Raw genomic sequence first — 12,788 nt, forward strand, 5'->3', positions numbered from 1 at the left:
CCCACTATAGTGAAGTGATGATGGCAAAGAGGTCACACCCGTTCCCATACCGAACACGGAAGTTAAGCTCTTTAGCGCCGATGGTAGTTGGGGGCTTCCCCCTGTGAGAGTAGGACGTCGCTTCGCTCAAAAAGTCGCTGCTGATTTAGTCAGTAGTGGCTTTTTTATATTATTGAAGATAATATATATGGTATAAACAATATAAAGAGTAAACTCATAACACAATAAACCAAAGATGGAGTCTTAAATAATGACTGCCTTCTTTGGTTTTTTATTTGAATTAAATTATTTTGCATGCCTTATAAGAGAATTGCTTTAGTAGTTGACCATTAAAGCTGAAAGAAATACGATTAATGAATGTAAAAGTTCTTACAAGGCGAAACATTGGAGGAAGTAACATGACAGCACCATTTTTAACAGTAGTGGACTTACGATTAATCGAGCAACAAGTAAATAAGATACTGAAGGCAAAGCTAACATCGAATGACAAGAAAATTGTAGCGGCTATACGGGAACTGGCAATTACAGAGCTAAGAGGAAAACTGACGCATGTAAATGAAGATATTATTAAAGAAGTGGAAACGGTTGAGGATACTATCGGTGCAGAACTATTTTTCCAAAGCATAAAGTCGTATACTATTCCGTTTAAGTCAATTTCCGAGCAAGGTTTGCAAAAGCTATTTAAAAAGGATAAAAAGTTGAAGTTACCTAAACTAGAAATGATTGATTGGCAAGCAATCAGTTATCTGTCCTGGGTTGATAAAGGAACAAACCGCCAATACATTGTACTGGAAAAGGAAGGTCAATACACGGCATTGCGTGGGGTTGTAGACGCCCATAACCCTATAAAAGGTGTCTGTGCGATTTGTAATCAGCATAGTGCTGTTCATTTGTTTACAGCTACAGTAAAGGGCAATGGTGATAATTATACATCTTACAGTAACTACATTTGTGAAGACTCACAACTATGTAATCAAAAGGTCAGTGATTATGAAAAACTTCAGGATTTTGTTGCCCGTAATTTAATATGAAAGTAAAAGTCATCTTTATTGGTGGCTTTTTATTTTGAAACTTTTTCCTGTTCTAACCGTAAAGGGAATTAAGAACCGAATCGGGGAGGATAGAGCCGTGCGAAAGATTGCTTATAGTTTAGCTATTGTGTTATTGCTGGCAGCTTGTAGTAGTGAAAGTACAGATAAGTCAACAGCGGAGGAACAAACGAAGCAGGAGGTTGTGCATATGGAGGAAGCATTATTAGGAAAATGGCGGGGGATGATTGAAATTCCGCAGTCACCTCTTGAAATTATTTTAAATTTGAAAGAGTCGAGTGGAAGTCTTTCTGTACCAGCACAAGGAATCAGTGATTTTGCATTTGAATCAATTAAGTATAATGAGTCGGATGTGGCCATCACCATTAATTTAGGCGGATCTCTAATTAAAATTGCAGGGAAGCTAAAAAATGAAACGATAGAGGGAACGTTTACGCAAAATGGACAATCCTATCCTATTACGTTGAAGGCTTATACAGAGACACCTGTTACGTATGAGAAGCTATTGATTCCTGTTGCAGGCGGAGAGCTTAAAGCAGCATTGCAAATGCCGGATAAAGGAACGGGAGAACTTGTTATAATACATGCAGGGTCAGGCCCTACAAATAAAGACGGCAATACAATAGGAGCTGGTTCGAATAATAGTTTAAAGATGATTGCAGAGAGCTTAGCGGAGAAAGGGATTGCTTCTATTCGTTTCGATAAGCGTGGAATCGGTGATAATACGGCATTAATTAAAAAAGAAGAGGAATTAACATTTGATCTGTATGTAGAAGATGTTAAAGCAATTATTGATTATGCTAAAAAGGATGACCGCTTTAATGAAATTCATCTACTAGGTCATAGTGAAGGTGCTTTGATAATGACAGTTGCTTCACAGCAAAATGACGTGGCATCTCTTATTTCGATTGCAGGTATTGGCAGACCGGCAGATGAAGTTTTAATGGAACAATTGTCAGCAAGCTTACCTCCGAATTTATTAGTGGAATCGGAAAAAGCATTGCAGCAATTAAAAGCAGGCAAAAAAGTAGAGACAGTATCTGGACAGCTCCAATCATTATTTAGACCGTCTGTTCAACCATATATGATTTCATGGCTTAAATACGATCCCCAGCATGAAATAAGCAATGTTAACGTTCCAATTATCATCCTTCAAGGAAAAAAAGATATTCAAGTAACAGAAAAAGATGCAGAAAACTTATATGCAGCAAATAATCATGCCACAGTCCATTATTTTGATAAGATGAATCATGTGTTAAAAGATGTAGAAGGCGATCGAGACCAAAATCTTGCGAGCTACTACAACCCTGATTTACCGCTAACAAATGGTCTGATCGAGGAAATTACTAAGTTTATAAAGCAGTAATGGACGACAAATATTCATTAATATGAGGTTTTTTCAATGGAAGAGAAACATAATAAATAAAATGTTCAAATTATTTCAAAAAACTACTTGTATAAATTTAAAACGTTGCTATAATAATAAATGTACGAAAGATGCCTTGTACATCACTGTATAATAGTAGCGTTCCGAAGTAGCTCAGTTGGTAGAGCATCCGGCTGTTAACCGGCAGGTCGCAGGTTCGAGTCCTGCCTTCGGAGCCATTTTTTTGCCTTTTTACTATTACTTAATAAACAATAAAACTTTTTTAAAAAAGTTTTCGAAAAAGGCTTGCACTATATAAAAAATGATGATATTATAAATCTTGTCTTAAAGAGAACTTCTTATATAACGGCCCGTTGGTCAAGTGGTTAAGACACCGCCCTTTCACGGCGGTAACACGGGTTCGAATCCCGTACGGGTCACCATTTAAGGCTTCATAAAAAAATAAAGCAGTAACACTTGTTATGTATGGAGGATTAGCTCAGCTGGGAGAGCACCTGCCTTACAAGCAGGGGGTCGGCGGTTCGAGCCCGTCATCCTCCACCATTCAACTTTAACAGTGTTGCATCATTTGTCGGAGGGGTAGCGAAGTGGCTAAACGCGGCGGACTGTAAATCCGCTCCTTAGGGTTCGGCGGTTCGAATCCGTCCCCCTCCACCATCTATAAAATGTTTGGGGTATAGCCAAGCGGTAAGGCAACGGATTTTGATTCCGTCATGCCCTGGTTCGAATCCAGGTACCCCAGCCATTTTTTTATTTTTTATGAGCCATTAGCTCAGTTGGTAGAGCATCTGACTTTTAATCAGAGGGTCGAAGGTTCGAGTCCTTCATGGCTCACTTTTATTTTATAAACTTAGAAGTGTACTTAAATATCAAATAACAATCCTTTACTTATTCATAAGTAAAGGATTTTTTGCGTATAAAAAGGGAAAATCGTTTAGTTGCTCGAAATTTCTATAGGAGGGTGAGCGGAGAAGAGAAAAGAATAGAATAGGAAAAATTATATGACATGTTAGGGGATGCAGAAATGATGAATAAGAAAATTTCAATTGTAGGGGTACCATGTGATTATGGACAACAGCGCCGTGGGGTAGATATGGGGCCAAGTGCCATTAGATATGCAGGGCTGCAGCAGCGTTTGGCTGATCTTGGATATGAAGTCGAAGATGAAGGGAATATACAAGTTATTGAGGGGGATGCAGCTGTACATAAAGATGAAAAGCTGCTTAATCTGGAAGAAGTTATTAAGGTCAATACAGCACTTGCCGAAAAAGTATTGAGTGTTGTAAAAAAGGATTACATACCGCTTGTATTAGGAGGCGACCATAGTATTGCAATTGGCACATTGGCAGGTCTCTCGATGAAATATAAAAATCAGGGCATTATCTGGTTTGATGCCCATGCAGATTTAAATACACCGGAAACAACGCCATCCGGAAATATTCATGGGATGCCCTTAGCAACAAGTATTGGGCTAGGACATGAAAGGCTAACATCAATTTTACATGCAGAACCTAAAATCAAAGCCGAAAATATTGTTATAATTGGCGGACGTTCTATCGATGAAGGCGAACGGGAGCTAATTAAGTCCAGAGGCATTAAAATTTACACTATGCATGAAATCGATCGCCTTGGAATGACATATGTAATGGAAGAAACTCTAAAATATTTTAAACAATTGCAAATAGACGGTCTTCATTTATCACTTGATTTGGACGCATTAGATCCTTTATATACTCCTGGGGTGGGAACACCTGTAGCAGGTGGAATCACTTATCGGGAAAGTCATTTAGCAATGGAAATGATCCAGGAATCCGGCTTAATGACATCGGCAGAGTTTGTAGAGGTGAATCCTATATTAGATGAACGAAATAAAACAGCAGATGTAGCGGTTGCCTTAATCGGCTCTTTATTTGGCGAAACTTTAGTATGATTATTACGAAAAAATTCGATTGGTCGTTACGAAGTTTGTTATAATAAAGGCACATATTTATGGGTGGAAAAAATTTTTTAGAGAAAATGAAACCTTTTAAAAAGCAATCCGTATATATAGAACAGCTGAAAAGGTGGAGAGGAAAGACAAATGGATGCGTTAGTTAATAAAAGAATAAAGCAAGTGCTTAAAGGTGACCAAAACGCATATGCCGACATCGTTAACCTCTACCAGCACAAGCTGTATCAAGTGTGCTATCGAATGCTTGGAAATAAACAGGAGGCTGAAGATATTGCACAGGAGGCATTCATACGTGCCTATATTAATTTACATTCGTATGATCAAAATCGAAAATTTTCAACATGGCTTTACCGAATTGGAACAAATCTTTGCATTGACCGAATTCGTAAAAAGAAGCCCGATTATTACTTAGATGCGGAGGTAGCAGGAACAGAAGGGCTGGATATGTATTCGCAAATTGCCGCAGAGGAGCAGTTGCCGGAAGAGGCCGTTGAGCAGATGGAGCTTCAGGACCGAATACAATATGAAATCAGCCGCCTTCCCGATAAGTATCGATCGGTTATTGTATTAAAATATATTGAAGAACTGTCCCTACAGGAAATAAGTGAAATATTGGATATGCCTTTAGGAACAGTTAAAACGCGGATTCACCGTGGCCGTGAAGCGTTAAGAAAGCAGCTAAACAATTTGTAGGAGGAAGATACGCATGAAAACGTGTGCATCAGAATTCGTGGATTATATGCACGAATATTTAGATGGTGATATTAGTCGTGAGCATGAACAAATATTGAAGCAGCATATACAAACATGCCCTGATTGCCAACAACATATGCATGAATTAAGTGACACGGTTGCGTTTATCAAGAGTGCAGCACATATTACTGCCCCTCCGCGCTTTGAGGATCTAGTGATAAGTCGTTTACCGAAACGCAAAAGTTCTGCTGGCATCAAACGTTGGTTCCGTCAGCATCCTGTACTTGTAGCTGCAGCAGTATTCTTATTATGTATGAGTGCCACATTGTTAGGCAGTTTTCCGAATGATAATCAATTCTCTGTGACGAAACAGCCTAATTTAGTCGTTGAAGGGCAAACGGTGACAGTGCCGGTCGGTGAAGTTGTTAAAGGTGACATCGTTGTGAAGAATGGAGATATTATTGTCGAAGGGGAAGTGGACGGCAATATTACAGTTATCAATGGCAACTACATGGCATCTACGGCAGTTGTTACAGGGCAAGTAGAGGAAATTGATGAAATGTTCGAATGGCTTTGGTACAAAATTAAAGTTGGCTTCAATAAAGCGATTGCTGTTCTTAATGAATAATAACTTAGAACTATCATCACGGTAATTACAATAAGAAATAATATTTTCTTAATAAATCGGAACTTTTCCCAAAAAAATCCGTTCTAGTATAGAAAGAAAAGTCTACTCGTTCGGGTAGACTTTTTTCTGTTAGGAAAGTTAATCACTGACAGAATTGTGCTATACTAAAATCAAGATGGAATAGCAAGTAAAGGTGGGGGATGCCACATGCAAATAATTGAGCAATTTACAGACATTGCTGCTGTAGATATGATTTTTAAAGTACTGGACGTACTGCTCGTATGGTACGTAGTTTATAAAGCATTGACCCTCATTAAAGGAACGAAAGCCGTTCAATTATTGAAAGGGTTATTAATTGTGGTGTTAGCGAAATTTGCTACCTACGTTTTCGGTTTAGACACCCTTGATTGGTTACTACAAGAAGTAATTGATTGGGGTTTCTTAGCCATTATTATAATATTCCAGCCGGAAATCCGCCGAGCCCTTGAGCAGATAGGACGGGGTAAGATTTTCCAACGAACGAATAACCAGCAGGAAGATGAGCAGACACGCTTAGTCGAGGCGATGAAAAAATCTGTAAGTTATATGGCGAAACGTCGAATTGGAGCACTTATTTCAATTGAAAAAGATACAGGATTAAATGAATATGTAGAAACGGGCATCAAGATGGATGCCGCAATTTCTTCTGAATTAATGATTAATATTTTCATCCCAAATACACCGTTACATGACGGGGCCGTAATTATACAGAAAAACCAAATAGCCGCTTCGGCATGTTACTTGCCATTATCAGAAAGTGCATTTATTTCCAAAGAACTAGGTACTCGTCACCGGGCAGCACTTGGGTTAAGTGAAGTAACAGATGCAATTACAATTGTTGTATCCGAAGAAACAGGTGCGATTAGTATAACAGCTAATGGTAATTTACACCGTAATCTCACTATTGCAGAATTTGAAGAATTACTGCGTAAACTGTGGTTTGGTCCTGAACAAGATTCTAACTTAGCATCTAAGTGGACTTGGGGAGGGAAAAAGAATGGATAAAATATTTGATAGCTCATGGATGCTCCGTTTAACCGCTTTGTTTTTAGCAGTGGCACTATTCTTGTATATTCAAACAGAAGAAAAACGTGAAACGGACTCGAGCACATCCAATGAAACAGATGTCATCACAAATGTGCCATTGGAAGTGTATTATGATTCTGATAACTTATTTGTGACAGGGCTCCCTGAAACGGTCGATGTGAAAATTTCAGGACCGAAACAAATTGTAATGAAAACAAAGCTTGAAAAGGATTTCAAACTTTTTGTCGATTTAAACTCATTGTTAATTGGTGAACATAGCGTTACAATACATCAAGAAAACTTTTCGGAAAAACTGGATGTATCAATTGAACCAAGAATAATTAATATAACAATTGAGGAAAAGGTTACTGAACAGTTTCGCGTAGAGCCGGAAATGAATAACCGTCTTTTAGCTGAGAACTTCGTACTGAACGAGATGACGGCAGAACCGTCAAAAGTAGCGGTAACAGGAGCGAAAAGCGTCATTGATAACATAAGTTATGTAAAGGCGACGGTTTCAGGCGAGAAAGATGTGAATAAATCATTTGAGCAGGAAGCGGCTGTAAAGGTACTCGACCGTGATCTGAATAAGCTCGATGTCAGCATTAATCCGGATAAGGTCAATGTAAAAGTAGAAATTAATGAATATAGTAAAGAAGTCCCGATTAAGATAAACGAAATTGGGGAACCAGTAGAGGGGCTTACAATTGACAGTTTATCCCCGGAAAAATCTAACATAACGGTATATGGTTCGAAATCTGTAGTGGATTCATTAAAAGAAGTTGTCGTAGACGTGGATGTTTCAAAAATAAAAAAATCCGGTCCATACGAATTTAAAGTTGAGCTTCCAACAGGGGCTACCAAGTTATCTCAAGAAAAACTAACGGTACGCGCAAATGTGAGTGGAGAGCCGGTTCGTGAAAAGGAAAAAGATAGTGAAACAAAAACAGATGCAGATTCTAATGGTGAAGATACAGATGGAAACTAACTATCAATAAAACAAGCAATCCACTTTAGGTGGTAAATTTAAAAACGTATGGTATTTCAAGCGTTGAAGGAGAGAAAAAGTAAATGGGTAAATATTTCGGAACAGATGGCGTTCGCGGTGTCGCAAATAGTGAACTAACACCAGAGTTGGCATTTAAACTAGGCCGTATTGGCGGCTATGTGCTGACGAAGGATGCTAAAGATCGCCCGAAAGTATTAATTGGACGTGATACACGTATTTCTGGGGAAATGTTGGAAGGTGCACTTGTTGCAGGTCTTCTTTCAATTGGGGCAGAAGTTATGCGTTTAGGTGTAATTAGTACACCAGGTGTTGCGTATCTTACACGTGTTATGAATGCTGAAGCAGGTGTTATGATTTCAGCATCTCATAATCCTGTTGCAGATAACGGCATTAAATTTTTCGGTCCAGACGGCTTTAAATTAACGGATGCACAAGAAGAAGAGATTGAACGTATTCTTGATGCAGAAGAAGATACATTACCACGCCCAGTAGGTGCTGCTGTTGGTTCAGTAACAGACTACTTTGAAGGTGGACAAAAATATATTTCATACTTAAAACAAACAGTTGAAGAAGATTTTGAAGGATTACATGTGGCATTAGATTGTGCGCATGGTGCGACTTCTTCTTTAGCAACACATTTATTCGCAGATTTAGAGGCAGATATTTCAACAATGGGTGCTTCACCGGATGGACTGAACATCAATGAAGGTGTCGGTTCAACACATCCTGAAAAATTAGCTGCATTTGTCGAGGAGCGCGGCGCAGATGTTGGTTTAGCATTTGATGGAGATGGAGATCGTTTAATCGCTGTAGATGAGAACGGTACGATTGTTGACGGTGACCAGATTATGTTCATCATCGGAAAATATTTACACGGAAAAGGCCGCTTAAATAAAGGTACGATTGTTTCTACAGTTATGAGTAACATGGGCTTCTACAAAGCGCTTGAAGACAACGAAATGACAAGTGTTCAAACAGCAGTTGGAGACCGCTATGTTGTGGAAGAAATGCGTGCAAATGATTATAACTTAGGTGGCGAACAATCAGGTCACATCGTATTTTTAGATTACAATACAACAGGCGACGGTTTGCTAACAGGTATTCAGTTAGTGAATATTATGAAAGCAACAGGCAAAAAACTTTCTGAACTTGCAGGCGAAATGACGATTTACCCGCAAAAGTTAGTGAACGTGCGTGTAACAGATAAACATGCTGTAACACAAAATGAAAAGGTTGCCGCTGTCATCGCTGAAGTAGAAGCGGAAATGGCAGGCAATGGTCGTGTATTAGTACGCCCTTCAGGTACAGAGCCTTTAGTGCGCGTTATGGTAGAAGCAGCTTCTGAAGAGGCTTGCGAAAACTATGTAGCACGCATTGCAGATGTAGTACGTACAGAAATGGGTTTAGCTGAATAAATCAAATAAACAGCACCGGTAGTGATGGAGACATTGCTATCGGTGTTTTTTTGTGATGGTTTTTCTAATATCGGGCTTAGAAAGTTCTAATAAAAAGGCGTTCTTCTAATAAAACTACCCAATGTTCCAAATGTTATCCAAGTATTTAAATATCCATATGAAACTTTCGAATATCGAATGCAATTCTTCTAATATCACCTATTGTTCTAATAAAAGAAGCATTAGATTAGCTCAAAACGACAAAACAACCTTTTTACCGCTTAAACCCAGTTATAAATTTTACCATTCTAATGAATACTGAACCTGTTCTACTATTTGCGGAAACCGATCTAAAACTACTTACATTTGTTCTAATAAAAGAACATAACTCATGTAAATATGTTTCATTTTCAAGAATTCGGGGAAACAAAATAAAGTATCCTAATAAGACGAAGGAGTGTTTTACATTGGCTAAAATTGCAACATTAATTACTGACAAGTTTGAAGATGTGGAGTTCACAAGTCCGAAACAGGCACTAGAGGCTGCAGGGCATACAATTGTAACAATCGATAAAGAAGGTAATAAATCGGTTACAGGTAAAAATGGCGAAGCAACAGTTCAGATTGATAAAGGGGTAGCAGAAGCAAACCCGCAGGACTTTGATGCGTTATTTATTCCAGGTGGTTTTTCACCGGATTTACTGCGTGATGATGAACGCGTTGTAGCATTTGCAAAGTATTTTATGGATGAAAAGAAACCAGTCTTTGCAATTTGCCATGGACCACAGCTGCTAATTACAGCGAAGTCATTAGAGGGACGAGATGCGACAGGTTATAAATCGATTAAAGTCGATATGGAATATGCAGGGGTAAAATTCCATGATGAAGAAGTATTTGTTTGTCAAAAACAGCTTGTAACAAGCCGTACACCGGATGATTTACCTGCATTTAACCGAGAAATTGTAAATTTATTGGAAGAGAAGGGGCTTTAATCGAGCTCTTTGCATACGATAGAAAATAGTGCATATCCCGTTTTGATGTCATGTGGAATGAGTCTTGTAATCAGTGGGAATGACAACGTTACTGCTGTTACAAACTTCATTTCCCAAATCAAAACGGGATGTTTTTCTTATGGGGAGAAATTCACATATGTAAGGCAACAGCCGCACTATTTTTAAGAAAATTTTTTTTCTGTGAAGCGCTTACAATGATAGCGTAGGATTGACGGTGAAATTGTTTATGTGTATGATGTAAATGCTCAGCAAATGGAAATCGTTGAGCTGCGCAAAAGGAGAGAAAATCGCGCATACAAAATCGGAAAACAATTATAGCGCCAGAACTAAGGAAATCGAGCGGACATAATCCTTAGTTGACGAGGTGGAGGTTTATCGAAATTTCGGCGGATGCCTCCCGATCGCACATGCCCGGTTGTAAATTTCGTTTTAAAACAGAGAAGTGATTTTCTGGACAGAAAAGCGAAACGGCATACAATTTAAAATAATATTTAGCTACATCACCTTTTTAAAAAAAGAGCAGGAATGTTACCGATGCGTGCTAGCTTTGCTAAACGAGAGCAAACATCACCTTCAGATTAACTTCCCATAAAGTGCACTAGGAGAAAAAAGGTAGATTTCGTAGTCTACTTTTGTGTTGCCAAAATGTACTTTGATGTAGCAATTACATTGGAGGAAACGGATTATGTGTGGAATTGTAGGATATAACGGCGTATTGGACGCTAAAGAGATTTTATTAAAAGGTTTAGAGAAACTAGAGTACCGTGGCTATGATTCTGCAGGGATTGCTGTACACAATGAAGAAGGCGTAACAGTATTCAAAGAAAAAGGACGTATTGCAGATTTACGTAAAGCAGTTGATGGCGATGTGGAAGCAGCTGTAGGAATTGGTCATACACGTTGGGCAACTCACGGTGTACCAAACCGCTTAAATGCCCACCCTCATACAAGTGCTTCAGGCCGTTATACGCTTGTACACAACGGGGTTATCGAAAACTATCACTTATTACAAAAAGCTTATCTTAAAGGAATTCAAATGAACTCGGATACTGATACAGAAGTTATCGTACAGTTAATCGATTTATTTGCGAAAGAGGGCTTATCTACATTAGAAGCATTCCGTAAAACATTATCGTTAGTGCACGGATCTTATGCATTAGCGCTTTTAGATAATGAAGATGTGGAAACGATTTACGTTGCGAAAAACAAATCACCGTTATTAGTAGGTGTGGGTGAAGACTTCAACGTTATTGCTTCAGACGCAATGGCGATGCTGCAAGTAACTGACCAGTTTATCGAATTACATGATAAAGAAGTTGTAATCGTTCGTAAAGATAAAGTTGAAATTACAACATTAAATGGACGCATTATTGAGCGTGCACCATATACAGCACAATTAGATGCTTCTGATATCGAAAAGGGAACATACCCTCACTATATGTTAAAAGAAATGGATGAACAGCCAACTGTTATCCGCAAAATTATTCAAGCATATGAACAGGGTGAAGATGTTACGGTTGATGCAGAGATTCTAAAAGCAATTGCGGAAGCTGACCGTCTTTATATTATTGCGGCAGGTACTAGTTACCATGCAGGCTTAATCGGGAAACAGTATTTCGAGAAAATTGCTGGTATTCCAGTAGAAGTACACATCTCAAGCGAGTTTGGCTATAATATGCCGTTACTATCGAAAAAACCATTATTTATCTTCATTTCACAATCAGGTGAAACTGCGGATAGCCGTCAAGTATTAGTAAAAATCAAAGAGCTTGGCTACAAAGCGTTAACTGTAACAAACGTGCAAGGATCAACACTTTCACGTGAAGCGGATTATACATTACTATTACATGCCGGACCGGAAATTGCTGTAGCATCTACAAAAGCGTATGTTGCGCAAGTAGCTGTTTTAGCAGTAGCTGCCTATGCAGTTGCAAAAGAATTAGGAATGGAACTGGACTTTGACTTAAAACAGGAGCTGGCGATCGTTGCAAACGGCATCCAGACTATTATCGATTCTAAAGATGAAATGGAGCAGATTGCCGAAGATTATTTAAAAATCGCGCGCAATGCATTCTTCATCGGTCGTAATATGGATTTCTGTGTATCATTGGAAGGTGCATTAAAACTTAAAGAAATCTCATACATTCAGGCAGAAGGTTTTGCAGGTGGTGAGTTAAAACACGGTACAATTGCATTAATCGAAGAAGGTACACCAGTCTTCGCTTTAGCAACACAAAAAGGTGTGGCGCTTAACATTCGCGGTAACGTGAAAGAAGTAGTGGCGCGCGGTGCCAACGCATGTATTATTGCAATGGAAGGCATGGAAGAAGAGGGCGACCGTTTAGTCATTCCTTCAGTACATGAATTATTAACACCACTTGTATCTGTTGTACCATTACAATTAATCAGCTACTATGCTGCCCTTCACCGTCGTTGTGACGTTGATAAACCTCGTAACCTGGCAAAATCAGTTACGGTTGAATAGGATAGAATATAAAAAACCGTTCGCTTATCTATTAAGTGAACGGTTTTTTTGTATATTAATATAGCTAATTACCTTCAGCGAAATTTCTATATAAAAAAATTAAATAGTTTATAT

10 protein-coding genes, 6 tRNA genes and 1 rRNA gene are annotated in these 12,788 nt (G+C 38.7%); all 17 read left to right on the top strand.

Going from position 1 to position 12,788, the window contains the following annotated elements; translation table 11 throughout:
• Positions 1 to 10 precede the first annotated feature (10 nt).
• Positions 11 to 126, top strand: a 5S ribosomal RNA gene (gene rrf, locus M3166_RS16770).
• A gap of 272 nt (positions 127 to 398) precedes the next feature.
• Complete coding sequence (locus tag M3166_RS16775; protein ID WP_251691076.1) at positions 399 to 1,031, top strand: FusB/FusC family EF-G-binding protein; 633 nt, start codon at positions 399 to 401, stop codon at positions 1,029 to 1,031.
• A 97-nt stretch (positions 1,032 to 1,128) separates the two neighbouring features.
• Positions 1,129 to 2,415: an alpha/beta fold hydrolase gene (locus tag M3166_RS16780; protein WP_251691078.1), complete on the top strand. Its 1,287-nt coding sequence runs from the start codon at positions 1,129 to 1,131 to the stop codon at positions 2,413 to 2,415.
• Between the two features lie 163 nt (positions 2,416 to 2,578).
• Positions 2,579 to 2,654 (top strand) — tRNA-Asn (locus M3166_RS16785).
• A gap of 129 nt (positions 2,655 to 2,783) precedes the next feature.
• Positions 2,784 to 2,858, top strand: a tRNA-Glu gene (locus M3166_RS16790).
• 45 nt (positions 2,859 to 2,903) lie between these two features.
• Positions 2,904 to 2,979, top strand: a tRNA-Val gene (locus M3166_RS16795).
• A 30-nt stretch (positions 2,980 to 3,009) separates the two neighbouring features.
• Positions 3,010 to 3,093 (top strand) — tRNA-Tyr (locus M3166_RS16800).
• A gap of 13 nt (positions 3,094 to 3,106) precedes the next feature.
• Positions 3,107 to 3,181, top strand: a tRNA-Gln gene (locus M3166_RS16805).
• Between the two features lie 16 nt (positions 3,182 to 3,197).
• Positions 3,198 to 3,270 (top strand) — tRNA-Lys (locus M3166_RS16810).
• Positions 3,271 to 3,463: 193 nt separating this feature from the next.
• Complete coding sequence (rocF, locus tag M3166_RS16815; RefSeq protein ID WP_251691326.1) at positions 3,464 to 4,366, top strand: arginase; 903 nt, start codon at positions 3,464 to 3,466, stop codon at positions 4,364 to 4,366.
• 150 nt (positions 4,367 to 4,516) lie between these two features.
• Positions 4,517 to 5,080 (top strand): RNA polymerase sigma factor SigW, encoded by a 564-nt coding sequence (gene sigW, locus M3166_RS16820; RefSeq protein ID WP_251691080.1) that lies wholly within the window; start codon positions 4,517 to 4,519, stop codon positions 5,078 to 5,080.
• Positions 5,081 to 5,093: 13 nt separating this feature from the next.
• Positions 5,094 to 5,708, top strand: a complete 615-nt coding sequence (locus tag M3166_RS16825) for an anti-sigma factor family protein (RefSeq protein WP_251691082.1) — start codon at positions 5,094 to 5,096, stop codon at positions 5,706 to 5,708.
• A gap of 207 nt (positions 5,709 to 5,915) precedes the next feature.
• Entirely contained in the window at positions 5,916 to 6,752 is an 837-nt protein-coding gene (gene cdaA / locus M3166_RS16830; protein WP_251691084.1) for a diadenylate cyclase CdaA, read from the top strand.
• On the top strand, positions 6,745 to 7,761 hold the full coding sequence (locus M3166_RS16835; protein ID WP_251691086.1) for a CdaR family protein: 1,017 nt from the start codon (positions 6,745 to 6,747) through the stop codon (positions 7,759 to 7,761). Before cdaA ends, M3166_RS16835 begins: the two co-directional genes overlap by 8 nt.
• Before the next feature lie 83 nt (positions 7,762 to 7,844).
• Entirely contained in the window at positions 7,845 to 9,197 is a 1,353-nt protein-coding gene (gene glmM / locus M3166_RS16840; RefSeq protein WP_251691088.1) for a phosphoglucosamine mutase, read from the top strand.
• 446 nt (positions 9,198 to 9,643) lie between these two features.
• Positions 9,644 to 10,168, top strand: a complete 525-nt coding sequence (locus M3166_RS16845; RefSeq protein ID WP_251691090.1) for a type 1 glutamine amidotransferase domain-containing protein — start codon at positions 9,644 to 9,646, stop codon at positions 10,166 to 10,168.
• 706 nt (positions 10,169 to 10,874) lie between these two features.
• Positions 10,875 to 12,674, top strand: coding sequence for a glutamine--fructose-6-phosphate transaminase (isomerizing) (glmS, locus tag M3166_RS16850; RefSeq protein ID WP_251691092.1), 1,800 nt, complete (start codon positions 10,875 to 10,877; stop codon positions 12,672 to 12,674).
• Positions 12,675 to 12,788 lie beyond the last annotated feature (114 nt).

It is taken from the genome of Solibacillus isronensis (assembly GCF_023715405.1).
GTDB lineage: Bacteria > Bacillota > Bacilli > Bacillales_A > Planococcaceae > Solibacillus > Solibacillus isronensis_B.